The sequence below is a fragment of the Amycolatopsis methanolica 239 genome (assembly GCF_000739085.1).
In the GTDB taxonomy this organism is placed as follows: Bacteria; Actinomycetota; Actinomycetes; order Mycobacteriales; family Pseudonocardiaceae; genus Amycolatopsis_E; species Amycolatopsis_E methanolica.
This window is the reverse complement of the sequence record NZ_CP009110.1, coordinates 2,237,551-2,262,461: the sequence shown is the minus strand read 5'-3', so window position 1 is coordinate 2,262,461 and position 24,911 is coordinate 2,237,551. Positions and strand designations below refer to the sequence as shown.

28 protein-coding genes and 1 pseudogene are annotated in these 24,911 nt (G+C 71.4%); 11 read left to right on the top strand and 18 right to left on the bottom strand.

Translation table 11 applies throughout. The features are described from left to right. Positions 1–13 precede the first annotated feature (13 nt). A complete protein-coding gene (gene catC, locus AMETH_RS10855; RefSeq protein WP_017981482.1) occupies positions 14–292 on the top strand; it encodes a muconolactone Delta-isomerase in 279 nt (92 codons plus the stop codon). Positions 293–517: 225 nt separating this feature from the next. Here the strand turns inward: catC and AMETH_RS10850 are convergent, their stop codons facing one another. The 4 genes from AMETH_RS10850 to AMETH_RS39880 form a co-directional block, all read right to left on the bottom strand. Further along, positions 518–1,897 (bottom strand): M14 family zinc carboxypeptidase, encoded by a 1,380-nt coding sequence (locus AMETH_RS10850; RefSeq protein ID WP_017981481.1) that lies wholly within the window; start codon positions 1,895–1,897, stop codon positions 518–520. Positions 1,898–2,029: 132 nt separating this feature from the next. Continuing rightward, positions 2,030–2,161 carry a hypothetical protein gene (locus tag AMETH_RS41390; protein ID WP_017981480.1) on the bottom strand — a complete coding sequence of 44 codons (132 nt, stop codon included), beginning with the start codon at positions 2,159–2,161 and terminating at the stop codon, positions 2,030–2,032. A gap of 4 nt (positions 2,162–2,165) precedes the next feature. Continuing rightward, on the bottom strand, positions 2,166–2,948 hold the full coding sequence (locus AMETH_RS10845; protein WP_223843109.1) for a PaaX family transcriptional regulator: 783 nt from the start codon (positions 2,946–2,948) through the stop codon (positions 2,166–2,168). A 95-nt stretch (positions 2,949–3,043) separates the two neighbouring features. Then, positions 3,044–3,325 carry a hypothetical protein gene (locus tag AMETH_RS39880; RefSeq protein WP_017981478.1) on the bottom strand — a complete coding sequence of 94 codons (282 nt, stop codon included), beginning with the start codon at positions 3,323–3,325 and terminating at the stop codon, positions 3,044–3,046. Between the two features lie 71 nt (positions 3,326–3,396). Here AMETH_RS39880 and AMETH_RS39875 point away from each other — a divergent pair, with 71 nt between their 5' ends. Then, positions 3,397–3,906 (top strand): cytochrome P450, encoded by a 510-nt coding sequence (locus AMETH_RS39875; RefSeq protein ID WP_157628484.1) that lies wholly within the window; start codon positions 3,397–3,399, stop codon positions 3,904–3,906. Positions 3,907–3,977: 71 nt separating this feature from the next. Next, a complete protein-coding gene (locus AMETH_RS10835) occupies positions 3,978–5,153 on the top strand; it encodes an NAD(P)/FAD-dependent oxidoreductase (protein WP_017981476.1) in 1,176 nt (391 codons plus the stop codon). A 20-nt stretch (positions 5,154–5,173) separates the two neighbouring features. Here AMETH_RS10835 and AMETH_RS10830 read toward each other — a convergent pair whose 3' ends face one another. Beyond that, the gene (locus tag AMETH_RS10830) at positions 5,174–5,920 is read right to left on the bottom strand and encodes an N-acyl homoserine lactonase family protein (RefSeq protein WP_017981475.1); all 747 of its coding nucleotides are present in this window, start codon (positions 5,918–5,920) and stop codon (positions 5,174–5,176) included. Next, positions 5,917–7,254, bottom strand: coding sequence for an MFS transporter (locus AMETH_RS10825; protein ID WP_017981474.1), 1,338 nt, complete (start codon positions 7,252–7,254; stop codon positions 5,917–5,919). Before AMETH_RS10825 ends, AMETH_RS10830 begins: the two co-directional genes overlap by 4 nt. A gap of 431 nt (positions 7,255–7,685) precedes the next feature. On the opposite strand from AMETH_RS10825, the gene AMETH_RS10820 reads away from it, so the two are divergent. The 3 genes and pseudogenes from AMETH_RS10820 to AMETH_RS42515 form a co-directional block, all read left to right on the top strand. Further along, a complete protein-coding gene (locus tag AMETH_RS10820) occupies positions 7,686–8,168 on the top strand; it encodes a hypothetical protein (RefSeq protein WP_017981473.1) in 483 nt (160 codons plus the stop codon). Between the two features lie 64 nt (positions 8,169–8,232). Next, a complete protein-coding gene (locus AMETH_RS10815; protein ID WP_017981472.1) occupies positions 8,233–9,045 on the top strand; it encodes a hypothetical protein in 813 nt (270 codons plus the stop codon). A 24-nt stretch (positions 9,046–9,069) separates the two neighbouring features. Beyond that, positions 9,070–9,117 (top strand): annotated as a pseudogene (locus tag AMETH_RS42515) (DUF6191 domain-containing protein); the annotation flags it as partial. A gap of 99 nt (positions 9,118–9,216) precedes the next feature. Here the strand turns inward: AMETH_RS42515 and AMETH_RS10810 are convergent. Further along, positions 9,217–9,576 (bottom strand): STAS domain-containing protein, encoded by a 360-nt coding sequence (locus AMETH_RS10810; protein WP_017981471.1) that lies wholly within the window; start codon positions 9,574–9,576, stop codon positions 9,217–9,219. Positions 9,577–9,700: 124 nt separating this feature from the next. Here AMETH_RS10810 and mftD point away from each other — a divergent pair, with 124 nt between their 5' ends. Together mftD and AMETH_RS10795 are read left to right on the top strand one after the other, a co-directional pair. Further along, positions 9,701–10,882 (top strand): pre-mycofactocin synthase MftD, encoded by a 1,182-nt coding sequence (mftD, locus tag AMETH_RS10805; protein ID WP_017981470.1) that lies wholly within the window; start codon positions 9,701–9,703, stop codon positions 10,880–10,882. A 697-nt stretch (positions 10,883–11,579) separates the two neighbouring features. Beyond that, positions 11,580–13,448 (top strand): MFS transporter, encoded by a 1,869-nt coding sequence (locus AMETH_RS10795; protein WP_038532038.1) that lies wholly within the window; start codon positions 11,580–11,582, stop codon positions 13,446–13,448. Here the strand turns inward: AMETH_RS10795 and AMETH_RS10790 are convergent. Continuing rightward, the gene (locus tag AMETH_RS10790) at positions 13,438–14,598 is read right to left on the bottom strand and encodes an MFS transporter (RefSeq protein WP_017981467.1); all 1,161 of its coding nucleotides are present in this window, start codon (positions 14,596–14,598) and stop codon (positions 13,438–13,440) included. The genes AMETH_RS10795 and AMETH_RS10790 overlap by 11 nt on opposite strands. Positions 14,599–14,657: 59 nt before the next feature. On the opposite strand from AMETH_RS10790, the gene AMETH_RS10785 reads away from it, so the two are divergent. Next, complete coding sequence (locus AMETH_RS10785; protein WP_017981466.1) at positions 14,658–15,035, top strand: MerR family transcriptional regulator; 378 nt, start codon at positions 14,658–14,660, stop codon at positions 15,033–15,035. Here AMETH_RS10785 and AMETH_RS10780 read toward each other — a convergent pair. Further along, complete coding sequence (locus AMETH_RS10780; RefSeq protein WP_017981465.1) at positions 15,017–15,517, bottom strand: DinB family protein; 501 nt, start codon at positions 15,515–15,517, stop codon at positions 15,017–15,019. The genes AMETH_RS10785 and AMETH_RS10780 overlap by 19 nt on opposite strands. Positions 15,518–15,580: 63 nt before the next feature. Between AMETH_RS10780 and AMETH_RS10775 the strand changes: the two genes are divergently transcribed. Then, positions 15,581–16,456, top strand: coding sequence for an NAD-dependent protein deacetylase (locus AMETH_RS10775; RefSeq protein ID WP_026153003.1), 876 nt, complete (start codon positions 15,581–15,583; stop codon positions 16,454–16,456). An 18-nt stretch (positions 16,457–16,474) separates the two neighbouring features. Here AMETH_RS10775 and AMETH_RS10770 read toward each other — a convergent pair whose 3' ends face one another. Continuing rightward, on the bottom strand, positions 16,475–17,089 hold the full coding sequence (locus AMETH_RS10770) for a class I SAM-dependent methyltransferase (RefSeq protein ID WP_017981463.1): 615 nt from the start codon (positions 17,087–17,089) through the stop codon (positions 16,475–16,477). Between the two features lie 47 nt (positions 17,090–17,136). Between AMETH_RS10770 and AMETH_RS10765 the strand changes: the two genes are divergently transcribed. Then, the gene (locus tag AMETH_RS10765; protein WP_017981462.1) at positions 17,137–17,934 is read left to right on the top strand and encodes an IclR family transcriptional regulator domain-containing protein; all 798 of its coding nucleotides are present in this window, start codon (positions 17,137–17,139) and stop codon (positions 17,932–17,934) included. Here the strand turns inward: AMETH_RS10765 and AMETH_RS10760 are convergent, their stop codons facing one another. From AMETH_RS10760 to AMETH_RS10725, 8 genes are all read right to left on the bottom strand, one after another. After that, entirely contained in the window at positions 17,935–18,309 is a 375-nt protein-coding gene (locus tag AMETH_RS10760) for a VOC family protein (protein WP_017981461.1), read from the bottom strand. Between the two features lie 134 nt (positions 18,310–18,443). After that, complete coding sequence (locus tag AMETH_RS10755) at positions 18,444–18,803, bottom strand: hypothetical protein (RefSeq protein WP_017981460.1); 360 nt, start codon at positions 18,801–18,803, stop codon at positions 18,444–18,446. Then, a complete protein-coding gene (locus AMETH_RS10750; RefSeq protein ID WP_017981459.1) occupies positions 18,800–19,660 on the bottom strand; it encodes a DODA-type extradiol aromatic ring-opening family dioxygenase in 861 nt (286 codons plus the stop codon). The genes AMETH_RS10755 and AMETH_RS10750 overlap by 4 nt, the downstream gene beginning before the upstream one ends. Next, the gene (locus AMETH_RS10745) at positions 19,653–20,432 is read right to left on the bottom strand and encodes a citryl-CoA lyase (RefSeq protein ID WP_017981458.1); all 780 of its coding nucleotides are present in this window, start codon (positions 20,430–20,432) and stop codon (positions 19,653–19,655) included. The genes AMETH_RS10750 and AMETH_RS10745 overlap by 8 nt, the downstream gene beginning before the upstream one ends. Beyond that, positions 20,425–21,567: a CaiB/BaiF CoA transferase family protein gene (locus tag AMETH_RS10740; RefSeq protein WP_038532928.1), complete on the bottom strand. Its 1,143-nt coding sequence runs from the start codon at positions 21,565–21,567 to the stop codon at positions 20,425–20,427. Before AMETH_RS10740 ends, AMETH_RS10745 begins: the two co-directional genes overlap by 8 nt. A gap of 5 nt (positions 21,568–21,572) precedes the next feature. Continuing rightward, a complete protein-coding gene (locus AMETH_RS10735; protein WP_017981456.1) occupies positions 21,573–23,012 on the bottom strand; it encodes an amidohydrolase family protein in 1,440 nt (479 codons plus the stop codon). A gap of 3 nt (positions 23,013–23,015) precedes the next feature. Beyond that, positions 23,016–23,525 (bottom strand): DoxX family protein, encoded by a 510-nt coding sequence (locus AMETH_RS10730; protein WP_017981455.1) that lies wholly within the window; start codon positions 23,523–23,525, stop codon positions 23,016–23,018. A gap of 185 nt (positions 23,526–23,710) precedes the next feature. Continuing rightward, on the bottom strand, positions 23,711–24,865 hold the full coding sequence (locus AMETH_RS10725; protein WP_017981454.1) for a type I restriction endonuclease: 1,155 nt from the start codon (positions 24,863–24,865) through the stop codon (positions 23,711–23,713). Positions 24,866–24,911: the final 46 nt, after the last annotated feature.

Here is a 24,911-nt window from a genome sequence, read left to right as displayed (position 1 = left end):
GGAGGACTCACCCATGTTGTTCCACGTCCGGATGGATGTGCGGCTGCCGTCCGATATGGACCCGTCGGTGCGGGCCGACATCGTGGCCCGGGAGAAGGCGTACAGCCAGAAGCTGCAGCGGGAAGGGAAGTGGCCGCACCTGTGGCGCATCGTGGGTGAGTACTCGAACATTTCGATCTTCGACGTGTCGTCGAACGATGAGCTGCACGAGTTGCTATCGGGGTTGCCGTTGTTCCCATACATGGACATTCGGGTGATGCCGTTGGCTACGCATCCTTCGAAGGTTTCCTGACCGGTTCCAAGCAGCCGGCCGGCCACCGCCGGCCGGCAACGAGAGCAGCAACCCCACTGACCAGTCCCCTCCCGCAACCCGATCCCCAGCCAGATCGGTTGCCGAGCAGTCGGGTCAAGGTACTCTTTCCCGCCTTGACGCGACTTCTCGGCGACCGAACACTGAGAGATCGGGTTCGGGAGGGGCTTCTTTGCATCCGGGCGTGGCGAAGCGAAGCCCGGCGCCCTAGAACCCGCCTAGCGCCCCAGCCACCTGGGAAGCCGCCGCGAGCACCGCACCGTATTGGGTCGCCACCAGCTGCCGGATCGGAATCGTCCGGTACTCGCCGATCAGCGCGTCCCCGGCGATCCACTCCGCGTGCCGCGCCGCGACCCGCTCCCTGGCCGCCCGCACGACCGGCCGCGTGTTGCCCACCGCCAGCTCACCGTCCAGGGCCCGCAACAAAACCCCGCCGTAGCGCAACCGGAAACTGTGCGTCGCCTCCGTCAAGGACGACACCTCGGCCACCGTGGCCGGCCGGTCGGCCTCCGGGGACGTGCTGCGCGACCGGGCACTACGCGCCCCCGACGCCATCATCGTCGCGAAGGACCGGCTCGCCCGCCAGAACGGCGAGTCCGGCACCATCAGCGCCCCGGACACCGCCTCGATCGTGTCCGCCATCAGCGACGACAGGTCCGCCAGCGCCCGGGCGTGCGCGGCCAGCGCCGACGCGTACCCGGTGCCCGCCGGGCCGTCGTCGTCCGCCGTGTCCGACGTCCAGTACGGCAGCTCGGTGACCAGCGTGAGCGCGCCGTACCGGCCGGCGTACGACGCCGTGTTGTCGCCCGCCGAGTTCGTCCACGGTTCGCCCAGCCCGGTCAGGTAGTCGTAGGCCCGGCTGATCGACGTGCCCTGGAAGATCGCGTCGTCGAGCCGCGTGATGTAGGGCGCCTCCGGCTCGCCGCGGTCCAGCGGCAACCCGACGTGCCCGGGCAGCGCCTGCAGCGCCCGGTGCAGCGGGGGCTCGGCGCGGCTGAGGTAGTAGTAGACGCCGCCCAGCTCGCTGTTGTGCAGCGAGCACACCAGGTCCGGCCGGTCGGAGTCGATGAGCCGCATCAGCGCCTGCGTCTCCGGCAACGCCGCGTCGAAGTAAGCGTCCTTGTAGTCCAGCGGGAACGTCCACTCCACCTGGTCCGGCCCGGCCGGGCGGTAGAAGTGCCGCGCGTAGTGCTCCCGCGTGAACGGGCCGGCCAGCCAGCCCTCGTTGAGCCGCAGCCCGTCCGGGTCGATGCACGCGATGATCCGCCACCGGTGCCGCAACCGCCCCCGCAGCCCCGGGTCGGCGCATAGCCGCGCGGCCAGGTGCAGCGCGGTGAGGCCGCCGATGGGCTCGTTGGGGTGCGACAGCCCGAACACCAGCGCAGTCGGATCACCGGGCTCGCCGTCGATCGTCAGGCACAGCAACGGCTCGCCGTGCCGGGACGTGCCGACGCGCTGCAGCGCCGTGATCTCCGGGTAGCCCGCCGCGAGTGTGCGCAACCCGCGTTCCAGTTCGTCGACGCCCGCGAACGCCGAGTGGTCCCCGACCCCGTCGATCTCCTTGACCAGCCACTCCGGCAGCGTCACGGGTCTCTCCTCGTCCTCGGTCCGCCTGCTCGGTCCAGTTCACCCACGAAGGTGCTGCCGCAGGCGAGGGCCGAGCAGGCGAACGTTCCCCTCGTCCGGCCCCGCCGAGGACCGTAACAGGGGCCGGGCGGGTCACCGGGGCAGGTCGCCGGCCGCGCGCATCACCGGCAGCACGGCGCGCTTCCGCCGGACGCGCCCGTGATCAGCCAGGTCTTCGCCGTCCGGCGACAGGGCGATGCCCACCGGCGCGGCCTGCGCGGGCACGGCGCTAACCCCGCTCCGCCTCCGCGATGCGACGCGCGGCGGCCGCCTGCTCGAACGGCGTGTCGCCGTGCGCATGGCGGTCCCTGAGGGTGGCGAACAGCTCCGCGACCGTCGCCGAGTCGTGGTGCGACGCGTGCTCGGCCAGTTCCGGCGCCACCGACCCGAGGATCTGCCGGAACCGGATCTCCGCGAGCGGGCCGAGCCGGTCGTAGATCTGCACGAACACCCGATGCGCCCGCGCCCGGTCCCAGCCCGCGCGCAGCAGTTCGGCGGGCAGGTCCGGGTCCGTCTCCGGGAAGTGCCGCCAGTCCACGCGCAGCTCGGTCCGCATCCGCAGCGCCTGCTTCGGCCCGATGAGCCCGTCGTCGAGGCTCTGCAACATCGGCTCGTACCGGTCGGCGAACTCGCGGTACTCCCGCGCCAGCGGGTCCAGGTCGAACGCGGCGACCGGGCTGACCGGCCCGCCCGGCACCTCGGTCGACCGCAGCACGGTCGCCGTCGTGATGCCCAGCTCGCCCAGCAGCTCCAAGGCCTCCTCGCCCAGGTCGTGCGGCGACACCCACACCCCGTCGTACAACGCGGCGAAACGCAGGACCCGCAGCCGGGACCGCAGGTTGTTGCGCAGCGTCCGGTCCTGTTCGGGGACGGAGAACGCGACGACCGTCCAGCGGCCGTCCCATTTCGGGGCGGTCGAGCCGAACGTCAGCATGCGGTGCGTGCGCTCGACGATCACCTCCGACGTGCGCGGCGGGATCCCGTACGCCGTCGTCCGGCCCTGGCGGGACACCGTCGGCAGCCAACCAGCGTGCAGAACGTGATGCCGAAGTTCGCGTTCACCGGGCGGCGCCCGCCACTGCACCTCGACCCGCCCGAGCACACCGACTACCGCCGCGTGGTCAACCGGTTCTTCACCCGCGGGAAGATGGCCGAGCTGGAACCGCCGTGCGGGCGCACGCCCGGAAGCCGCTGACCGGGCTGGTCGCGCGTGGCGAAGCAGAAGTGGCGGCCGAGTACGCACGCGTCGTCCCGGCGCACGTGTTCGCCGAGTTCTTCCACCTGCCCGTTGAGCTGGCCGAGCGGATCGAGCAGATCAGCGCCGAGTACGTGCGCGCGATCCAGGTGGTGGACGACGAGGAGGTCAAGCGCGGCAGCCGGGTGCTCCACGGCATCGCGGCGGAGGTCATCGAGCAGCGCCGGGCGGAGAGCCGTTCCCGGACGAGATGGTGCTCGGCTGCGTGCGGCAGCTGCTGGTCACCCGGATGGTGGCGCCGAGCGTGTTCATCGGCACGATGCTGGCGCACCTGGCGTCGGACAAGGACCTGCGGACGATGGTGCGGGCGGCGCCGTCGCGGATCCCGGCCGCCGCCGAGGAGTACCTCCGGCTCTACACCCCCTACCGCGGCATGTCGCGCACGCCGACGCGGGACGTGGTCATCGGCGGGCGGCTCATCCGCAAGGACGAGCCGCCCGCGCTCGTCTACACCTCCGCGAACCGGGACGAGAGAGTGTTCCCGGACGGCGAGAACTTCGTGCTGGACCGCCCGAACCTGCGCGAGGCGATCCAGTTCGGGGCCGGGATCCACGCCTGTCCCGGCGCGCCGCTGGCCCGCATGATGCTGGTGCTCACGCTCGAGGAACTCCTCGCGGCCACCACAAACTTCTCGGTCGCCGGGGAGATCCTGACGGCCCGTTGGGCGGAGTGGGGCACCCGGTCGGTGCCGCTGGCGTTCACCGGGCGGGAGTGATCCGGGTCACGCGTTGTCACACTCCCGGGAGCCGCTTTGTCAGATGGTCGACCCTCTGCGAAGGAGACACCATGAGCGGCAACACCGATGTGATCGTGATCGGCGGCGGTTACGCCGGAGTCATGGCGGCGAACCGGCTGACGCAGCGCGGCGACGTGACCGTCACCCTGGTCAACTCGCGCCCGGAGTTCGTCGACCGGATCCGCCTGCACCAGCTGGCCGGCGGCACCGGCCCGGCGGTCGTGGACTACCGGAAAGTGCTGGCCCCGGGCGTCCGGCTGGTCGTGGACACCGCGACCCGGATCGACGCGGCCACGCGGCGCGTGACGCTGGCCGGCGGCGACACCCTCGGCTACGACTACCTGGTCTACGCCGTCGGCAGCGGCAGCGCCGACCCGGGTGTGCCCGGCGCGGCCGAATTCGCGCACCCGATCGCCTCCCTGGAAGAAGCCGAGCGCGTGCGGCCGCTGCTCGACGCTGCGTCGACCGTGACCGTCGTGGGAGGCGGGCCGACCGGCATCGAGACCGCCGCCGAGCTGGCCGGGCAGGGTCGCGCCGTGACGCTGGTCTGCGGTGGCGAGCTCGGCCCGTACCTGCACCCGAAGGGGCGGCGCTCGGTCGCCCGGCGCCTGGAAAAGCTGGGGGTGACCGTGCTCGAAGGGCTCGCGGTGACGGCCGTGACGCGCGACGCCGTCGAGCTCAGCGACGGCCGCGCGCTGCTGTCGGGGGTGACCATCTGGACCGCCGGGTTCGGCGTGCCCGACCTCGCCGCCCGCAGCGGCCTGACCACCGACGCGCTGGGCCGCCTGCTCACCGGCGAGACCCTGACCAGCGTGGACGACGAGCGCATCGTCGCGGCCGGGGACTCGGCGGCGCCGTCGGGGCTGCCGGTGCGGATGAGCTGCCAGGCCGCGGTCCAGGTCGGTCCGCAGGCCGCGCGGACGGTACTGGCCCGGATCGCGGGCGAGGAGCCCGCGCCGGTCGACGTCGGGTTCGCCGGGATGTGCATCAGCCTGGGCCGCCGCCACGGCATCTTCCAGTTCTCGACGAAGGACGACACCGCGAAGTCGAACTTCATCTGCGGCTGGTTCGGCGCGCTGGTGAAGGAGGTCATCTGCCGGAGCATCGTGTGGCAGCTGGGCTACGAGGCGCGCCACCCGGGCAAGCGGCAATGGTGGGCCAAGGACGAGAAGCGCCGCGAACTGGTGCGGAACCACGCGCCGGCCGTCACGGACCAGGCGGCTTGACGCGGGAAGTGGTGCCCGGCTCAGGCGACGCGGACGACGTCCCGTCCCACGGCCGGGTACCGCTCCAGTACCGCCGGGTCGTGGCCGGGCAGCACGATGCCGCCCAGCTCGCGGATGCGGTCGAACGCGCCGTAGACGCCGGGCATCGAGTGCGGCAGCGGCGACGGGCGGTCGTCGTCGAGGTTCTCGTAGAAGTGGCTGGCGTCCGAGGCCACCACGACCGGCCCCGCGGCGGTCGCGACGCGGACGATCTGCGTCCCGGCCGTGTGCCCGCCCACGAGGTGGACGCTCAGCCCGGGCAGAACCTCCGCATCGCCGTCCACTTCGGACAGCCGGTCGCCGCGGACGTGGGCGAGCGCGTCCTCGTCGAGCAGCCAGTGCTCGCGCCGGATGCGCTTCGCCCACGACCCCGTCCAGTAGGCCAGTTCCCCGCGCTGCACGAGGTAGCGGGCGCCGGGGAAGTCGGCGACCGTGCCGGCGTGGTCGTAGTGCAGGTGCGTGAGCACCACGAGGTCCACGTCCCCGGCCGCGACGCCGATCGAGTCCAGCAGCTCGGCGGGCCGCCGGTACTCCAGCCCGGCCGGCACCCGCGACGGGTGGATCCCGGCGTCGATCAGGACGGTGTGCTGGGCCGATCGCGCCAGCCACACGTAGTACGCGGTCGGGTGCGGCTGGTCGGCCTCACCCGCGGCGCACCCGAGGAAGTGCTGTCCCCGGGTGCCCTCGCGGCGGCCGTAGCAGAGGGCGTGGACCTCGTACCGGCTCACCGCGCGGCGCCCACCGGTTCCGGTGCGGCGGTTTCCTTGAGGCCGAGCCGCGCGGTCGGCACGCGGTAGGTCTCGCGTGCGGTGGCCACGGCGATCACGTTGACCAGGCACAGCGCCGCGGTGAAGATCGACACGCCGAGCCACGCGCCTGCCCCGTCGCCGGCGACCGCGGCGGCGACCGTCGGCAGGAACCCGCTGATGGCGAAGCCGATCTGGGTGCCGATCGCGGTGCCGGACAGCCGCACCCGGGCCGGGAACATCTCGCCGTAGAAGGCGGGCCAGACGGCGCTGGTGGCGGTGTAGACGACGCCGAACAGGACGACGCCGACGGCGAAGATCAGCACCCAGCTGCCCGCCGCGATCGCGCCGAGGTAGGCGAAGATCAGCACCGCGCAGCCGAGCGACCCGGCGATGAACAGCGGTTTGCGCCCGACGCGGTCGGCGAGCTTGGCCCACAGCGGGATCGAGACGACGGCGGCGATGTTGGCGAGGACCCCCACCCACAGCATCGGCGTCTTGCTCAGGCCGACGGTGTTGACCGCGTAGGAGAGGGCGTAGACGGTGAAAATGGTGCTGACGGAGGCGATCAGCGCGGCGACGATCACCCGGAGCACGTCGGCCCAGTGTTCGCGGAGCAGCACGACCAGCGGCAGCTTGGTGACCTCGCCGGTGCGGACCTCCTGCTCGAACACCGGGGTCTCCTCGACCGTGCGGCGCACCAGGTAGCCGACGAGGACCATCAGCGCGCTGCCCCAGAACGGCACGCGCCAGCCCCAGGACAGGAGTGCGTCCTGCGGCAGCGCGGCGACCGGGAGGAACACGGCGGTGGCGACGATCTGCCCGGCCTGGGTGCCGCTGAGGGTGAAGCTGGTGTAGTAGGCGCGCTGGTTCTCCGGCGCGTGCTCCAGCGACATCGAGTTGGCGCTCGCCTGCTCCCCGCCCGCGGACAACCCCTGCAGCAACCGGAGCGCGACGAGCATGACCGGCGCGGCGACCCCCGCGGTCTGGTAGCTGGGCAGACAGCCGACGAGCACTGTCGAGACGCCCATCATGAGCAGGGTGAGGACGAGCACCCGCTTGCGCCCGAACCGGTCGCCGAGGTGGCCGAGCAGGACGGCGCCGAGCGGCCGCGACACGTAGCCGACGCCGAACGTGGACAGGGCCAGCAGCGTGCCGGTCGCTGGGTCCGAGGCGGGGAAGAAGATCTTGCCGAACACCAGCGCAGCCGCCGTGCCGTAGATGAAGAAGTCGTAGTACTCGAGGGCGCTGCCGACCCAGGCGGCGAGCGCCGCCTTCCTCGAGCGCGCCCTGTCGGCACCCGGCTGAGCCACCACGTCGTGCTCCTTCTCAATGGACCAGATGGTTAATTGCAGATACTCAGCCAGCCGCAGCGAGCTTGTCAAAGTGGCTCCGGTCACAGATGCGCGCCCGCAACTTCAGATCCGACGACCGAGGTGACCTACCGCGCGTGCGGTGCTCCAACAGTTCCTGCGCGTCGCGCGATTGCCTGTTCGATTGGACGACATCTACGTCCCGCGGCCGGCCGGGCTCGCCGGAACCCCGCTGGCCGTGTTCGCCAACTGGGCGGCGCCTGGGTGGCTGCGCTGTTCCCGCGCGACGGTGGGAAGCACCCGTACGCCGTCCCGGCACGGGCGGACACCTCACTCGACAACGCCGATTCACCCGAAGGAACTAGCGAACTGCTGTATCAGGTGGCGCTCCGTGCGCGTCCTGTAAGCAAGAACTCCCTCCTGGAGGGTGAACCATGCGGAGGTACTACGCAGCGTTGCTGATCGGCGCGGCCCTCACGGGGTGCGCGGGCGGTTCGCCGATCCCCGGCGAGCAGACCGGGGACAGCCCGGCCGACACCGCCGCCACCACCACGGCGACCGGTGAGACCACGGGCACGACGCCCACGAGCGGGCACACGCGCACGTCGAAGAACGAACCGCCCGGGGTGCCGGGCAGCCCCATCAACTACGACAGCACGGTCCGCGCGGCGGGACCGACCAGCGCGCAGGGCGCGATCCTCCGCGAGCTCGCGGAGTTCTGCGGCCCGGACCGTTGTGGCGTGCGGGTGCGGATCGTCGGCTCCGGCGAGTGCGTGCCGGACATCTCGCCGGACCCGGTGTACCCGGGCGGGACGATCACCATCACGGCTGCCCCGTGCGAGACCACGGACGAGACGACCACGGAAGAGTCCACATCGGAGGAATCCACTTCCGTCACCACCGGGTCCGGTGGCTAGGACCCGGCTGTCGCCACCCCGGCCCCGGACGCCGCCGCAGACCGGACCGGCCAGAGCGCTGCGGGTGGTCGGCACCCTGGCCGCGAACGCGACGCTGCTTACCGGCCTGCTGTACTACTTCGGTTTCCTGACCACGCAAGTGTTCTTCAGCTACTTCCGCGTGCACTACACGCTGCTCGGCCAGACCACGCCGGAGATACTGGCGCGCGGGGTGGACGGGCTGCTGCTACCGATCGCCGAGATCTCCGCGGCGGTGTTCCTGGTGCTCGGGGTGATCCGCTTCCTGCGTTTCCGGCTGTCGCGGCGGGCCTGGCAGACCCTCCTGCGCCGGGCGACGCCGGTGGCGGCGGTGCTGGGGGCGGCGCTGCTCGCGGTGACGTTCGCGATCGCGCTGAACCCGGTGCCCTACCGGCGGTTCACCGCATTGCCCGGCCTGGGTTTCGCGCTCGCCGTGGTGCTGCTGATCTTCGCGTGGCGCCGGTGGACCGCGCCCGCCGGCAGCGCACTCGGGGTGGCGGAGTGGCTGGTGGCGTACGCGCTGGTGACGTTCGGCCTGTTCTGGGCGGTCGCCGACTACGCGGGCCAGGTCGGCGTCCGGCGCGCGTTCGAGACGGAGCAGGCGTTGCCCGCCCGCCCCGCGGTGGTCCTCTACAGCACCCAGAAGCTCAACCTCCCGGGCGAGGTGCACTGCCCGGCCCCGGACGGCGCGTTCCAGTACCGCTACCCCGGGCTGAAGCTGCTGCTCCAGTCGGGCGGCCAGTACGTCCTGGTCCCGGACGGCTGGCGCCGCCCCGAGGACGCCACGTACCTACTCCCCCGCACGAACACGATCTGGCTGGAGTTCAGCCCGCCGGGCACCCCCGCCGCCGGGTGCTGACGGAACCGCGCTGAGGTGACGGCCATGTTCTACGGCACCAAGCGCCTCGAACTGGAACACCGCGACTCGACGTCGATGATGCGCGAGGAGGACGCCCAGGGCGCTCCCCGGCCCTCGACCTCGAGCGGGGCGGGGCGTCATCCGCCTGCGGCGGGAGTAGGGCGCGCGAGGTCACGCCTCGGCCAGGGCCTCCTCGCGCGTGGTGCACAGGCGCACGACCTCGCCGGCCCCGGCGATCTCCAGCGGCCGCCGCATGAAGCCGGATCCGACCACCACGTGCACTTTCCCCGGCGCCTCGGCCCCCGCGGCCAGCACGACCGCGATCCCGGCCGACGCCAGGAAACTCACCTCGGTCAGGTCGATCACCAGCCGCTGCGGGTAGGCACGCGCCGCGGGCAGTGCGACGGCCTCGAACGCGGGCGCGGTCAGGTGGTCGAGTTCGCCCGCAACCCGCACGAGCGTCGCGCCGGGCAGGTGCTCCACGTGCACGTCCACGTGCGCGACGGGCTCGTTCGGCTGGAAGGTGGACACCGTTCGATCTAACCGCGAGGAGCTGACCGCGGAAAGCCCGGTCTTGCGTCCGGCGAACCCGTGTGGCCTAATATGGCATCAAGTGCCAAAATGGTGTCCCTCATCGGCGAGGCGGAGTGGCGAGATGTCCAACGGTTGGTTCGAGACGGTGGCCGAAGCTCAGCGGCGGGCCAGGAAACGGCTGCCGAAGTCGGTCTACGGCGCATTGGTGGCGGGTTCCGAACGCGGGATCACGGTCGACGACAACATCGCCGCGTTCGCCGAACTCGGCTTCGCCCCGCACGTCGCCGGGCTGTCCGACAAGCGTGAGCTGGGCACGACCGTGATGGGCCAGCCGATTTCGCTGCCGGTCGTCATCTCCCCCACCGGCGTCCAGGCCGTGCACCCCGACGGCGAGGTGGCCGTGGCCCGCGCCGCAGCCGCGCGCGGCACCGCAATGGGGCTGAGCTCGTTCGCCAGCAAGTCCATCGAGGAGGTCGCGGCAGCCAACCCGCAGACCTTCTTCCAGATGTACTGGGTCGGCAGCCGGGACGTGCTCGTGCAGCGCATGGAGCGCGCCAGGGCCGCCGGCGCGGTCGGGCTGATCATGACGCTGGACTGGTCGTTCTCCACCGGCCGCGACTGGGGCAGCCCGGTCATCCCGGAGAAGCTGGACCTGAAGGCGATGGCGCGGTTCGCGCCGGAGGGCATCACGCGGCCGAAGTGGCTGTGGGACTTCGCGAAGACGCGCAAGCTGCCCGACCTGACGACCCCGAACCTGACCCCGCCCGGCGGCACGGCCCCGACGTTCTTCGGCGCGTACGGCGAGTGGATGCAGACGCCGCTGCCGACGTGGGAGGACGTCGCGTGGCTGCGGGAGCAGTGGGGCGGGCCGTTCATGCTCAAGGGCGTCATGCGGGTGGACGACGCCAAGCGGGCCGTGGACGCCGGCGTCACCGCGATCTCGGTGTCCAACCACGGCGGCAACAACCTGGACGGCACACCGGCCCCGATCCGCGCGCTGCCCGCGATCGCGGACGCGGTCGGTGGCGATGTCGAGGTGCTGCTGGACGGCGGCATCCGGCGCGGCAGCGACGTCGTCAAGGCGATCGCCCTCGGCGCGAAGGCCGTGCTCATCGGCCGCGCGTACCTGTGGGGCCTGGCGGCCAACGGGCAGGCCGGGGTGGAGAACGTGCTGGACATCCTCCGCGGCGGCATCGACTCGGCCGTACTGGGCCTCGGCAAGACCTCGATCCACGAGCTCACCCGCGACGACGTGGTGATCCCGCCTGGCTTCGAACGCGCCCTCGGGGTGCCGAAGAGCTGAGCCACCCCGGCGGCGGGCTTCGAGCGGACGAGCCCGCCGCCGGGGTTTCCAACGGTGCCGGCCGGCGCCGGAACGGGTGCGCCCGCGACTACCGGACGTACCCATTCAACCGCATCGCCCGGAAGAACCCCGGGCTTAGCCCGGATCCGCGACACACCGCCGGGCCACTCGCGGTTCCCCGACGCGTTGCCGGTACCTCCACCGGCCAGCACCGCCAGTCACTTCTTCCACCGGTCCCGCGGGCTGTTCGGCCCGAACCGCAGGTGCACCACACCGTTGCAGAAGCTCGGACGCGAGGAGTATCCGGTCCAGAGCGCGTTCGAGCTCGGCGTGATCCTTCCGCTGGGCCTGCACGGTCGGCTCACCGGCGCCGTTGCGCGTAGATGAGGTCGTCACAGGGCCCGCCTCCGTCCGGAGGTAGTCCACCTCGTCGAGCACGATGTCTGCGGTGATCCGCGCTCGCAGGATCACGCCGTGCACGTGCGCGACAGGCAGGGCGCCGCGGATCTCGTCGGGTCGGACCGCTCGCCCAGCTCCCCGAAGAGGAGCCTGGCCAGGCTGCTCCAGCTGTGGCCGGCTCTCGGTGATCGTTACACCGCGTCCGAACGCAGTGAGCTTCGGGACAACTCACTCGGCACGGGACGTTCCGGAAGGTACTTTCACAAGGCAACCATCCGTGCACGAACTCCGGAGCCGCATGTCCTCGTCTCCCGGCCGCCTCACGGCGGTTCTCGCGCTGGCCGGTGTCGTCGTCGCCGTCATGCAGACCCTCATGGTGCCGCTGCTGGCCGACCTGCCGTCGCTGCTGCACAGCGACAGCTCCGACACCGCCTGGGTCATCACGATCACCCTGCTCACCGGCGCGGTCGCCACCCCGGTGCTGGGCCGCCTCGGCGACATGTACGGCAAGCGCCGCATGATGCTCGTCGCGCTGACGTTGCAGGTCGTGGGCTCCCTGGTGTGCGGCCTGACGACCGCGCTGCTGCCCATGATGATCGGCCGCGGGCTGCAGGGCTTCGCCATCGGCGCGATCCCGCTGGGCATCAGCATCATGCGCGACGAGCTGCCGCCGGAACGCCTCGGCGGCGCGGTCGGCCTGATGAGCTCGTCGCTGGGCATCGGCGGCGCCTTCGCGCTCCCGGTCGCCGCGCTGGTGGCCGAGCACTTCAACTGGCACATCCTGTTCCTCGGCGCGGCCGCGCTCGGGCTCGTCAGCCTGGTGCTGATCGTGCTCGTGGTGCCGGAGTCCGCGGTCCGCTCCCCCGGCCGCTTCGACCTGCCCGGCGCGATCGGGCTGTCCGCGGCGCTGGTGTGCCTGCTGCTGGCGATCTCGAAGGGCGGCGACTGGGGCTGGGGCAGCACCCGCACCCTCGGCTTCGGCGGCGCGGCGGTGGTGCTGTTCGTGGCGTGGGGGTTCCGGCAGCTGCGCACCGCCGAACCGCTGGTCGACCTGCGCACCACCGCGCGACGGCCGGTCCTGCTCACCAACCTGACCTCGATCATGGTCGGCTTCGCGCTGTACGCGACGCAGCTGGTGCCGCCGCAGCTGCTGCAGCTGCCGTCCGCGACCGGCTACGGGCTGGGGCTGTCGATGGTCGTCGCCGGGTTGTGCGTCGCGCCGTCGGGCCTGCTGATGATGGCGATGTCGCCGCTCGCGGCCCGGCTGATCGCCGCGCGCGGCCCGAAGGTTTCGCTGCTGTGCGGCATCACCGTGCTCGGCGCCGGCTACGGGCTCGGCCTGACGCTGATGGGCGCGGGCTGGCAGATGGCGATCTTCTCGGCGATGGCGGGCGCGGGCGTCGGACTCGCCTACGCCGCCATGCCCAGCCTGATCATGAGCGCGGTCCCGGCCACCGAGACCGCCACGGCCAACGGTCTCAACACGCTGATGCGCTCGATCGGCACGTCGTCGTCGAGCGCCGTGGTCGGCATGGTGCTCGCCGGCATGACGATCGACTTCGGCGGCACGCCGGTGCCCAGCCTCGACGGGTTCCGCACGACGTTCCTGATCGGCTGCGCCGCGTGCGTGGCCGCGCTGCTGATCGCGTTCTTGATCCCCGGCCGCGCCCGCCCGGCGGAGACGCTGCTGCTGGGCGTCGTGCGCTCGCCGCGCGGTGTCCTCGAAGGCGCGGCGGTGACCCTGATCAGCAAGGGCGGGCAACAGACCGGCACCACCGCGACCGACCCGAGCGGCCGGTACTCGCTGAATATCCCGGACGGCGAGCACGTCCTCGTCTGCTCGGCCGACGGCTTCCAGCCGGAGGCGGCGCCGGTGAGCGGACCGGGCGAGGTGGACTTCACGCTGTCGGCCACCGGCGCCATCACCGGCACCGTCGGGGTGGGCGGCGCGCTGCTGATCGCCACCGACGAGCGCGGCGAGGTCGCCGGAAGCGTCACCTCCCGCGCGGACGGCTCGTTCCAGCTGCCCGGCCTGCTGCCCGGCCGCTACGCGCTCGCCGTGGCCAGGCGCGGGTACCGGACCGCCGCCGTTCCGGTGCGGGTCGGCGACGACCCGGTGCGCTGCGAGCTCGTCCTCGTGCCCGAGGACGTAACGGTCACGAACTGACCGGGAAGCCATGCCGCCGTGCGCCGAGCACGACGGCCAGCACCGGCACGAGCAGCACCAGCACGGTCCACGGGAACACGCCGGGCCTGAACGCGTCGAGCAGAATCCCGCCGACCACGCCGCCGCCCGCCATCGCCGCGTTCCACAACGTCACCAGCGCGGCCTGCGCGGTGTCCGCCGCCTCGCCGCCCGCGTTCCCGGCGGCCGTCTGCAGCAGCGTCGGCACCCCGCCCCAGCCGAGCCCCCACAGCGCGGCCCCGGCGTAGACGAGCACCGCGTTGCCGGACAGCACGGCCAGGATCACCGCGGCGACGGCGACCAGCAGGGTCGCGGCGACGGTCAGCGCCCGCAGCTGCCGGTCGATGCGCGCGCCGACGATCGCGATGCTCAGCACCGACGCCACGCCGAACACCAGCAGCACCACGTCGATCCGGACGCCGTGCAGGAACGTCGCCAGGTAGGTGTAGAGGATATTGTGGGCCAGCACGAACACGAGCGTGACGACCAGGACCGGCGCGACGCCCGGGACAGCGACCGCGCGCCGCACCGGGATCCGGCCGCCGTCACGCTGCCCCGGCTGGTCCGGCACGGTCGCGACAGTCCAGGCGATCAGCACGACGGCGATCACCGACATCACGCCGAACGTCACGCGCCATCCGACGACCTCGCCGAGGAACGTGCCCGCCGGAACGCCAAGCGACAACGCGAGCGGGATCCCGGCCATCACGACCGCGATCGCCTTGCCCTGCAGGTGTTCCGGCGCCAGCCGCCGCGCGTATCCGGCGAGCAGCGCCCACACCACGCCGGCGGCCACCCCGGCGGCGAACCGGCCCGCCATGGTCAGCACGTAGGCGCCGGACACCGCGGTGACGGTGTTGGCGACGGCGAACCCGGCCACCCCGGCGAGCAGCAGTCGCTTGCGGCGCCAGCCCGCCGTCGCCGCGGACAGCGGGATCGCCGCGAGCGCGGTGCCGATCGCGTAGATCGTGACGGCCTGCCCCATCGCGGACTCGCCGACGCGCAGGTCCGCGCTCATCGCGGGCAGCACGCCGGCGGGCAGGGCTTCGGTGAGGACGGTGATGAACGCCGCGGTCGTCAACGCGAGCAGGGACCGCAGCCGGAGTCGGGAAGGGGTCAGCACATCGATCACGGCGTTATGCTGAAACCATCACACAGATGTGAAGGTCAAATCGCTGTGAGGGGGACCACATGCGCATCGGGGAGCTGTCGGAACGCACCGAAACGCCCCGCCGCCTGCTGCGTTACTACGAGGAGCAGGGGCTCATCGTGTCCCGGCGCCTGCCCAACGGCTACCGCGACTACGACGAGTACAACGTCGACCGGGTGCTGCAGATCCGCGGCCTGCTCGACGCCGGCCTGCCCACGCGCATCATCAAGCAGATTCTGCCGTGCCTGGACAAGCCGCGCACGATCTACTTCCCGGACGCCACTCCGGAGATGCTGGCGACGCTGGAACAGGAGCGGGACCGGATGACGCGGCGCATCGAGTGCCTCACCCGCAACCGGGACGCCATCAGCGAGTACCTGGACATCGTGCGGAAGGGCCTTCAGCCCGACGTGGCCTGAGCCGCCCGCGGCAGGCGCAGCTGCCCGATCTCGGCGGCGTTCTTCATCAGCTCCGCGTTCACCCACGCGGCCTGGTGCGCCACGGTGAGCCCGGCGTCGGCGGGCCATGGGAAGGCTGCGGGGGCGTCCGGATCGGACAGTCGGTCGAGGACACCGCCCCAGCCGGCGGCCAGCTCGCGCAGCCAGGCCACGGTGTTCTCGTCGCCGGGCCAGCCGACCGACTCGCGTTCGCGGGGCGGGCGGCCGTGCGCGTGGTCCAGCGCGATGCTCCACCACCAGCCCACGTGCCAGGTGATCCAGGCGATGGTAGGCACCGGGTCCGGTTCGGTGTCCGCCCAGTCGATCGTCCAGCCGTCCCCGGCCCGCCGGACGTGCCAGGTCAGCGGCCCTGGCTCCCAGCGGAAGTCCGCCGGGGTGAGGGCGCTCAGGTGGAGGTCGGCCAGCGACCAGGTCGGGTCGAACTGCCAGCGCAGGAGGGACACGGCCGGATGATCGCAGCGCCCGGGCCCGGCGGCCAACCGGATTTCCGCACGTACACTCGTGTGGTGCGGACGCGACCGACCCTGAGCTGGACGCCGGCCGGTGAGCCGCTGCCCCGCACGACCAGCCTGGACGAACTAGTCCGCATCGCCGGCGCCGGCGGCGTGGTCGTGCTGAGCGGCGCCGGGCTGTCGACCGAGTCCGGGATCCCGGACTACCGCGGCGTGACAGGCAGCCTGCGGCGCCACACGCCGATGACGTACCAGGAGTTCGTGGCGGCCGAGCACGCGCGGCGCCGCTACTGGGCGCGCAGCCACCTCGGCTGGCGCACGATCGCACGTGCGCACCCCAACGACGGCCACCGGGCAGTGGCGGCGCTGCGGTCCGCGGGCGTGGTCGGCGGTGTGATCACGCAGAACGTCGACGGGTTGCACCAGGCGGCCGGCACGCCGGACGTGGTCGAGTTGCACGGCAGCCTGGACCGGGTCGTGTGCCTGTCCTGCCGTGCGTTGTCGCCCCGCGAGGAGTTGGACCGGCGCCTGCGCGAGGCGAACCCGGACTTCACGGCGACCGCGACCCGCGTCAACCCGGACGGCGACGTGGACCTGGCCGACGACGACGTGCGTGGCTTCCGCGTCGTGCCGTGCACCGTGTGCGCGGGCGTGCTGAAGCCGGACGTCGTGTTCTTCGGCGAGAACGTCGATCCGTCCCGTGTGGACCAGTGTTTCCGGCTGGTGGACGAGGCGTCCGCGCTGCTGGTGCTCGGCTCATCCCTGACGGTCATGTCCGGGCTGCGGTTCGTCCGCCGCGCCGCCGAGGCGGGCAAGCCGGTGGCGATCATCAACCAGGGCCCCACCCGCGGCGACAAGTACGCGGACGTGCGGGTGGACCTGCCGCTGGGCCGCGCGCTCACCGACCTGGTCACGCGCCTGGCCGCCTGAACGCGCCTGACCGTCTGATCAGGGCGCGACGGCGACGCCGACCGACTGCGCGCCGAACGGCCGCGGCGAGCGGGCCTCGTAAAACGCGTCGAGTTCCCGGATGACGAACCCGGCCCCGGTCAGCAGGTCCGCGACGGGGTTGGTGAGGCGGCAGCCGAACACCGCGCGCTGCAGCGGGTTCAGCCAGCGCTGCCACCGCCGGACGCCCGCGTCCGGGGCGAGGCCGTGTTCGGCGAAGTGCAGTGTGCCGCCGGGTTTGAGGACCCGCCGGATCTCCCGCACCGCGGCGGCGGGGTCCGGGATGGCGCACAGCGTCCAGGTTGTCAGCGCGGTGTCGCAGCTGTGCGCGGGCAAGGGCAGCGACTGCCCGTCCAGGCCGGCCCGCTCGACCGGCGCGGCGGACGCGGCGAGCCGTCCGCTCGCCAGCCGCCAGGCCGCGTCCGACGGCTCGATGGCGACGACCTCCGCGACCGCCGCCGGGTAGAAGGGCACGTTCAGGCCGGAGCCGAAGCCGATCTCCAGCACCCGGCCGCGCAGCCCGGCGCAGGCGCGTTCCCGGTGCGGGTGCGCCTGCGTGGCCCCGCAGGTAACGTCGATGAGCCGTGGCCGGATCCGGTTCGCGTAGACGCTCATGGACGCCATTGTCCGCGACGCACGGCCGTGGCGGCTAACCTGCTGGTATGCGTCGAGACGGCAATCCGGACTTCATCGAGGCCCTGGCCCGCGGCCTGGACGTCCTGTGCGCCTTCCGGCCCGGCCATCCGGTGATGACGTTGTCCGAGGTCGCCACGGCGACCGGGCTGGCCCGCCCCACCGCGCGGCGCATCCTCATCACCCTCGAACAGCTCGGTTACGTGCGCGGTGGCGAGCGCGGCTTCTCGCTCACCCCGCGTGTGCTCGACCTCGGCATGGCTTACATCGGTTCGGCGAACCTGTGGGACCTGGCCCGCCCGCACCTGGAGGACCTGGTCGCGCGGACGAACGAGTCGTGCTCGATCGCGCAGCTCGACGGGTCGGACATCGTGTACGTGGCGCGCGTGGCGGTGCCGAAGCTGGTCGCGCTGGCCGTCACCATCGGCACGCGGTTCCCGGCCGTGCAGACCTCGCTGGGCAAGGTCCTGCTCGCCGCGCTGACGCCGGAGGAGCTGGACCGGGTGCTGGCCGAGCCGAGCCGCTCCGGCGTCGAACCCCGCTGGCAGCCGGGGCGCGACGAGATCGACGCCCTGCTGCGCGACGTGCGCACGAGGGGCTGGGCGGCCACCGATCAGCAGCTGGCGCTGGGCATCCGCTCGGTGGCGGCCCCCATCCGGGACGGGGACGGCCGGGTGGTGGCCGCGGTCAACGTCAACGCCCACGCCGCCGAGACGACGATGGACACGCTCATCGGCCACCACCTGCCGCTGCTGCTGAAGACCGCGGGCGCGATCGGCTCCGACTGGGACGCCTGGCACGCCCGCCCCATCAAGACGGTGTCCTGACTACAGGTAGGGTCGGGTGATCACCTCGATCGCGTGCCCGGCGGGGTCCTTGAAGTAGACACCGCGCCCGCCGTGCTCGTGGTTGATCTCCCCGGGCCTGGTCGTCTGCGGATCCGCCCAGTGCTCGATCCCCCGCTCCACGAGCCGCGCGTAGGCGCGGTCGAACAGCTCGTCGTCGACGAGGAAGGCGTAGTGCCGCATCTGGATCTCGACCGGCGGTTCGGCGAACTGCAGCAGCGCACCCCCGTCGAGCATGACGTTGACGAACGGCCCCCACGACGGGGCTTCGGGGACTTCCAGCAGTTCGCGGAAGAAGCGGGCCGACTCGTGGCGGTCCTTGGCGGCGATGATGGTGTGGTTGAAGGTGACGGTCAAGGAAGTCCTTTCGATCGGTTGGGCGGACGGCGCGGAAGCGGAAGCTCCCGGCGGTCCACGCGAGCCGATCAGGCCGTCACCGGATCGCCTTCCCGTGTGTGGCGCGAGGCCGTTCCGGTGATCACGCCGTCAGCCTACGTCGCGATGTCCGGGTATGGCAACGAGAAATGCGCCAGCCGCCGCGCGTATTCCCTCTGGAACTCCAGCGGCCCGTGGTCCCGCTCGAACATCCCGATGAACAGGGTCAGCGTCAGGAACGGGTGCGCGCCCAGCTCGAAGAGCTTCACGTAGTCGTGCGCGGCCAACGCCGCGCGCTCCTCCTCCTCGAACGCCAGCCACGTCGAGGATTCGGCGCCCACGCAGTTCAGGATCCGGTTCGCCTGCGTCTCCTCCCACCACGCGACCGTCCCGGCCGGGTCCTCGCGGTAGCGCTCGACCAGCCCCGGGTCGCGGTCGACGGTGAACAGGAACTTGTCCAGCAGGTACTTGCTCACCGCGGACCTCCCGGGTACCAGGTGAAGTAGGCCTCCATCGTGTGGAACAGGTCGTAGGTGTCCACGTAGTCGACCCGCTGCCCCTCCCCCGCCACACCCATCATCAGCATGAAATCCATGAACCCGTGCGTCGCGTTGCCGGGCAGGTGCAGGCTCTCCAGCGTGACCTCGCCCAGGCACTTCTCGATGTCCCCGTTGGCGATCCAGTCGACGGCCTTGCGGTCGAACTCCGGATCCGGCCCGTGCGGCCCGAACTGGCGCGGACCGCCGAGTTCGAGCGAGAGGTGCCCGGTGCCGATGACGGCGACCCGCTGGTCCGACGGCCACGACTCGATCAGCTGCCGGATCGTCCGTCCCAGTTGGACGAACCGCTTCGGCTGCGGCAGCGGCGGCGCGAAGATGTTGGTGTAGATAGGGACGATAGGCAGGTCGTTCTCCGGGCGCAGCGTGATGATCGGGCACGTGATCGAGTGGTCAATGCGCAGTTCGTTGGAGAACGCGAGGTCGAAACCGGCGTCGAGGCCTTCCCGCAGCACGTACGCGGACAGGTACTCCTGGCCCTTCAGCAGCATCCGCGGCAAGCCGAACTCGCGTTCCTCGTTGTAGAAGTTCGCGTCGTAGAAGGGCGCCTTGCCGACCAGGAACTGCGGCATGTTGTCCAGCCACAGCTGATGGAAGTGGTCCGAGCCGACCATCACGAGCACGTCCGGGCGGGCCCGGGTCAGGGTCTCGCGGAACGCCTCGACCTTGCGGACCCACTCGTCCGCGAAGTCCGGGCGGTCCGCGCCGGTGGCGGTGCTGGCCCGGTAGTAGAACGGGTGGTGCGTGGACGCGATCACCGCGACCAGTTCAGCCATGGCTGTCTCCTGCCGGTGGGACGGGCCGGTTGTCGAGGTCGACGGACAGGAAGATCTCGTTCGCGACGGGGGTGCGCAGTTCCTCGGCGAGTTGCCCGATCAGCCCTGCGGCGCGGGCCAGCAGCGCGAACCCGCGCAGCAGTTCCAGCGGCAACCCGAGATCGGCCAGCGCCGCACCGCAGGCGCCGGCTCCGTTGAGCGGCAACGTCTTCCCCAGCACCTGCGGGTGCACGCGGCCGATGGCCTCGAACAACGCGAGGTGCGGCCCGAACTTGCCCTCCTCGCGGGCGATCTCGAACAGCCGCGGGGTGCGGGGATCGCCGTTCTTGTGCACGTGGTGACCGAGCCCCGGGATGAACCGGCCCGCCGCGCGCTCGGCCCGCACGATCTCCAGCGCCAGCTCGTCGTCGACCGGACGATCCTTTGTGGACAGTGCGTGGTGCAGGAACCGGCCGCAGTCCTCGGTCACGCCGAGAAACCGGGAACCACCGCCGAGCAGTCCGGCGGCCAGCGCGCCCTGGATCGAATCGGGCGCCGACAGGTACGTGAGCCTCGTGACGATCGCGGTCGGGGTGAACCCGTGGTCGGCCAGCGCGGCGAGCACGGCCTCGAACACCCGCGTCTCGCCCTTGCCCGGCCGCCGCTGGGTGGCCAGCCAGAACGCCAGCTCGCCGAAGCCGACCTCGCCCATCACGTCGCGCGCCAGGTCCTGGCCGAGCAGGGTGATCTTCTCCAGCGACGACGCACCCAGTGCTGTCGGGTACTCAGGCACTTTCCTCCTCCAGCCACTTGCGGATCTCCGCGCCGTGCTCGTCCAGCTCCGGCGGCGGCAGCCGGTAGGACACCGGGGTCGCCGAGAACCGGATCGGATGCCGTGTCGTCGGGATGCCGCCGACCGTCACGACCGGATCCAGCTCGAACCGTTCGGCCATCGCGAACCCGCCGTCGATGGTGTTGATCGGCCCGCACGGCACCCCGGCGGCCACCAGCAGGTCGAACCACTCGACCGCGCCACGGCGCTTGAGCCGGTCTACTAGGATCGGCCGCAACTCCTCGCGGTTCTCGGTCCGGTCGGCGTTGCGGGCGAACCGCGGGTCCTCCGCGACCTCCGTAATCCCGAGCACCTGGCACAGCTTGACGAACTGCGCGTCGTTGCCCGCCGCGACGATCAGGTCGTTGTCGGCCGTCGGCAGCGGCTCGTACGGGAACACGCTCGGATGCGCGTTTCCCATCCGGTACGGCACGGTGCCGCCCGCCACGTACGCGGAACTGTGGTTGACCAGCCCGGTCAGCGCCGAGGACAACAGGTTCACCTCGACGTGCTGCCCCTGCCCGGTCGCCTCCCGGTGCCGCAACGCGGCCAGGATCCCGATCACCGCGTGGTTGCCCGCCATCACGTCGAACACCGAGATACCGGCGCGGTACGGCGGCCCGTCCGGATCGCCGGTGAGCGACATCAGTCCGGAGATCGCCTGCACCATCAGGTCGTAGCCCGGCACGTCCCGGCCCGCGCCGGAGCCGAAGCCACTGATCGAGGCGTAGACGATGCCCGGGTTGCCCTCCCGCACGGCCTCGAAGTCCAGGGCGTACTTGCCCAGCCCGCCCGGCTTGAAGTTCTCGATCAGCACGTCCGCCCGCCGCGCCAGCTCCCGCGCCACGCCGGCGTCGGCCTCGTCGCGGAGGTCGAGCGCGATGGAGCGCTTGCCCCGGTTGATGCCCAGGTAATAAGTCGACACCCCGTCGCGCACCGGCGGCATCCACGAGCGCGTGTCGTCCCCGGCCGGGCCTTCCACCTTGACCACGTCGGCGCCCAGGTCGGCGAGCAGCATCGTGGCGTACGGGCCCGCCAGGATCCGGGAGAAGTCCGCGATCAGGACACCCGACAGCGGGCCGTTCTTCGGACTCATGTCCGTCATGCGTCCGCGTGCTGCACGGCGACTCCGTCGCCCGTGTAGTCGGTGTAGGTGTAGGGGTTGGGGATCACCTCGGTCGCCGGGATCTCCGGCTCGCGGGCCTGCTGCCAGGCCTCCTCGCCCATCGTGGACCGCGCGTAGGACACGGTCGCCTCGACCGCGGCCCTGGCCCGGTCCAGGCCCGGCACGACGAGCTGGTGGTCGCGTTTTACCACAGCCCCGTTGACCAGCACGGTGTGCACGTCGCCGCGGCCGGCCTGGTAGACGACATGCCCGTACCGGTGCAGGACCGGGAACATCACCGGCGAGCGGTCGTTCTTGATGAGCACGACGTCGGCCTTCTTGCCCGGGGTGAGCGAGCCGATCCGGTCGTCCAGGCCAAGGGCGCGTGCGCCGCCGATGGTGGCCCACTCGACGACGTCGCGGGCGCGCAGCTTGTTGTGCACCACGGTCTCGCCCGCCGCGTGGGCTTCGAGGTGCTCGCGCGACCGGTCCGCGGACAGCGTCGCGCGCATGGCGGAGAACAGGTCGCCGCTCCACCACACGCTGGTGTCCATCGACAGGGAGACCGGGATGCCGTGCCTGCGCAGCTGCCAGGTGGGCGGGTAGCCCTGGCCGGCGCTCTGCTCGCTCTCCGTGGAGACCGACGCGGTGCCGCCGGAGGCGGCGATGCGCTGGTAGGAGTCCTCACTCAGGGTCGCCGCGTGCACGTAGGTGACGCCGGGCGTGCAGAAACCGTTGTCCCACATGAGCCGGATGCCGTCGTCGCCGGTGGCGCCCCACACGCCGGCGTGCGTGGTGACGCGCAGGTCCAGTTCGCGGGCGGCCTCGAAGGCGCCCTTCTCGGGGAACGCCGCGTCGCCGGTGACGTCGAAGGCCAGCTGCAGGCCGAGCATGTCGTCGCGCGAAGTGAAGTGCCGGTCGACGAACGCGCGGAACTCCTGGGAGTTGGCCCATTCCCAGGGAGCGCCGAGGAGGTTGCCGTAGGCCAGGACGAAGCGGCCGGGCACCGCGCGCAGGGCCTCGACGGCGGCGTCGCCGTGCTCGGGGGTCTGCAGGCCGTGGGACCAGTCCACGGTGGTGGTGACGCCGGCGTCGAGGGCCTCGATCGCGGACAGCAGGTTGCCGGCGTGGATGTCCTCGGGGCGGAAGATCTTGCCCCAGTTCAGGTAGTAGAAGACGAAGTACTGGGACAGGGTCCAGTCGGCGCCGAGGCCGCGCAGGGCGGTCTGCCACATGTGCCGGTGGGTGTCGACCATGCCGGGCATGAGGATGCCGCCTCGTGCGTCGACGACTGTGGCATCCGGTGGCGTGTCGAGGTTCCGGCCGACCTGCTCGATGCGGTCGCCGCGGACGAGGAGGTCGCCGCCGTCGAGGTCGCCGATCGCCGGGTCCATGGACAGGATCGTGGCGTCGCGGAACAGGATGGGGCCGGTCATGGGTCACCTCGTGGTGGTCGTGGCCCGTGCGCGCAGCACGCGGGCGCGGGCAGTGAGGGGGACGGCGGCGGCGAGCAGCCCGAGCGCGAGCGCGCCGAGGCCCCACCACGGGCCGAAGGTCAGGTTCAGGGCGTGGTCCACGGACCAGGCGCCGGGCCCGGTGAACGCGAGCACGAGGGCGAGCGCGCCGTAGCAGAAGGGCACCTCGCAGCCGCCCCGCTGCGCCCAGAAGCCGTTGGGAGCGGTGGCAACCGCGGCGACGGCCATCGTGCCGATGATCACCGCCGAGCCGCCGGGGGTGAGCAGCCCCAGCGCGAGGCTCGCGGCGCCGGCGAGCTCAGCCACCCCCGCGACGACGACGAGCCTGAGCCCCGGAACGAAGCCCCACTGTTCGAAAACCTGGGCGGTGCCAGTGCGGCCGGCGCCGTGGAACCAGCCCAGCAGTTTCTGCGTGCTGTGGCCGAACAGCAACGCGGCGAGCAGGAGCCGCAGCAGCGCCAGACCGAGGTCCATCACCGCACCTCTTCACTTTCGGACCAGTGTCCGTCTGACGGACAGCTTGGTCCCGCGTGGCGCGGAAGTCAAGGGCGCGGGGGTTCGAGGGCGTGGACGTGCACGCGCACCGGTGCGTCCGGGCGACTGCGTGCGTGAAGGGAGCAGCTCGCCGACTCCGCCCAGCGGGCCGGGCGAGCTGTCACTCAGGCTTGCAGGGGAACCGGACTGGCGCCGGCGTTCGGTTCCACAGCCGCCGCAGCGCGACCCAGATGCCGGCGCACGGCCGTCCGCAAGTGGTCAGCGTGCTGGTAGATGTCCTCGGTCGATTGGATGGGGATGCGTGTCTCGACCTTGTTCTCGTCGAACACGCCGAGGTACTTCTGGCTGCGGTTGAACCAGAGCCGCGCGATGGGCTTCCGGTTGTTGTCGTCGAGCAGGACGCCGAAGTACGTCTTCGTGTCACGTCCCACGACACGTGCAGCCGGAACTTCGCTGCAGACGACCGCACGGACGATCCGGTAACCGTCCAGCTCCTCCTCCGTCGTCGTCACATCCCGCGGCGCTTCACCGGCAGGCGCAGCCGGAGCGGGCTGGGCGGCCGAGAGGTCGGGCGCGTCCGCCGACACGCTGACGTACGCGTCCGGGCCACCCAGCGCGTTCTTCAACCTGTCGTTGACCTGCTCGTTGAGGAACTGCCGCATGGCCTTGTCGACCAAGGGCACGAACTGGTCGCGGACCCGCTGGGTGAAGGAGCCGTCGTAGACCCGGGTGGTCAGGAACCGCACCCATTCGTCCTCCGGCTGCTTGAACTGAGCCGCCAACACGCGCTTCAACTGGCCGATGTACTTCAGTTCACCGGCGGCGCTGATGACCGACTCCAGGTTGAAGGAATCCTTCGCCAGCTTGGCGAGTTCCGGCAGGAGAGTCTCGTCGACGTCCGAGAAGTTCAGCACCAGGAAGGGCTTGGAGTCCATGCGGTTGGGCGCGTCGAGGTCGGTGTAGAACTCGTAGACCTCACCGTTCGTCAGGATCGCGATGCGCGCGTTCGTGACCGCGAAATACCGGAAGAGCTGCGATGCGTGCTCGATGCGCAAGGGATCATTGATCTTCTTGACCTCGATGAGCACCTGGACCTGACCATCGTGCACGATGGCGTAGTCGATCTTCTCACCCTTCTTGGTGCCGACATCCGCGGTGAATTCGGGGATCACCTCGGCCGGGTTGAAGACGTCGTATCCGAGAACGGTGCTGATGAACGGCATCACGAACGCGTTCTTAGTGGCTTCCTCTGTTTCGATGCCCGCCTTGTGCTTCCGAATCTTGAGTGCCAGCGCCTGGGCGCGCTCCGCGATCTCCATGCCGTGCCTTTCTCGGTCCCGTTCTGGCTCGCAGATCGCGCTTTCC

What these genes read in the sequence shown, in the direction of transcription:
- AMETH_RS10835 (WP_017981476.1), top strand. Translation starts at nt 3,978, where the DNA reads ATGAGCGGCAACACCGATGTGATCGTGATCGGCGGCGGTTACGCCGGA.
- AMETH_RS10735 (WP_017981456.1), bottom strand. Translation starts at nt 23,012, where the DNA reads ATGACCGGCCCCATCCTGTTCCGCGACGCCACGATCCTGTCCATGGAC.
- catC (WP_017981482.1), top strand. Translation starts at nt 14, where the DNA reads ATGTTGTTCCACGTCCGGATGGATGTGCGGCTGCCGTCCGATATGGAC.
- AMETH_RS10740 (WP_038532928.1), bottom strand. Translation starts at nt 21,567, where the DNA reads ATGAGTCCGAAGAACGGCCCGCTGTCGGGTGTCCTGATCGCGGACTTC.
- AMETH_RS10725 (WP_017981454.1), bottom strand. Translation starts at nt 24,865, where the DNA reads ATGGAGATCGCGGAGCGCGCCCAGGCGCTGGCACTCAAGATTCGGAAG.
- mftD (WP_017981470.1), top strand. Translation starts at nt 9,701, where the DNA reads ATGTCCAACGGTTGGTTCGAGACGGTGGCCGAAGCTCAGCGGCGGGCC.
- AMETH_RS10785 (WP_017981466.1), top strand. Translation starts at nt 14,658, where the DNA reads ATGCGCATCGGGGAGCTGTCGGAACGCACCGAAACGCCCCGCCGCCTG.
- AMETH_RS10730 (WP_017981455.1), bottom strand. Translation starts at nt 23,525, where the DNA reads ATGGACCTCGGTCTGGCGCTGCTGCGGCTCCTGCTCGCCGCGTTGCTG.
- AMETH_RS10795 (WP_038532038.1), top strand. Translation starts at nt 11,580, where the DNA reads ATGTCCTCGTCTCCCGGCCGCCTCACGGCGGTTCTCGCGCTGGCCGGT.
- AMETH_RS10765 (WP_017981462.1), top strand. Translation starts at nt 17,137, where the DNA reads ATGCGTCGAGACGGCAATCCGGACTTCATCGAGGCCCTGGCCCGCGGC.
- AMETH_RS10820 (WP_017981473.1), top strand. Translation starts at nt 7,686, where the DNA reads ATGCGGAGGTACTACGCAGCGTTGCTGATCGGCGCGGCCCTCACGGGG.
- AMETH_RS10750 (WP_017981459.1), bottom strand. Translation starts at nt 19,660, where the DNA reads ATGGCTGAACTGGTCGCGGTGATCGCGTCCACGCACCACCCGTTCTAC.
- AMETH_RS10770 (WP_017981463.1), bottom strand. Translation starts at nt 17,089, where the DNA reads ATGAGCGTCTACGCGAACCGGATCCGGCCACGGCTCATCGACGTTACC.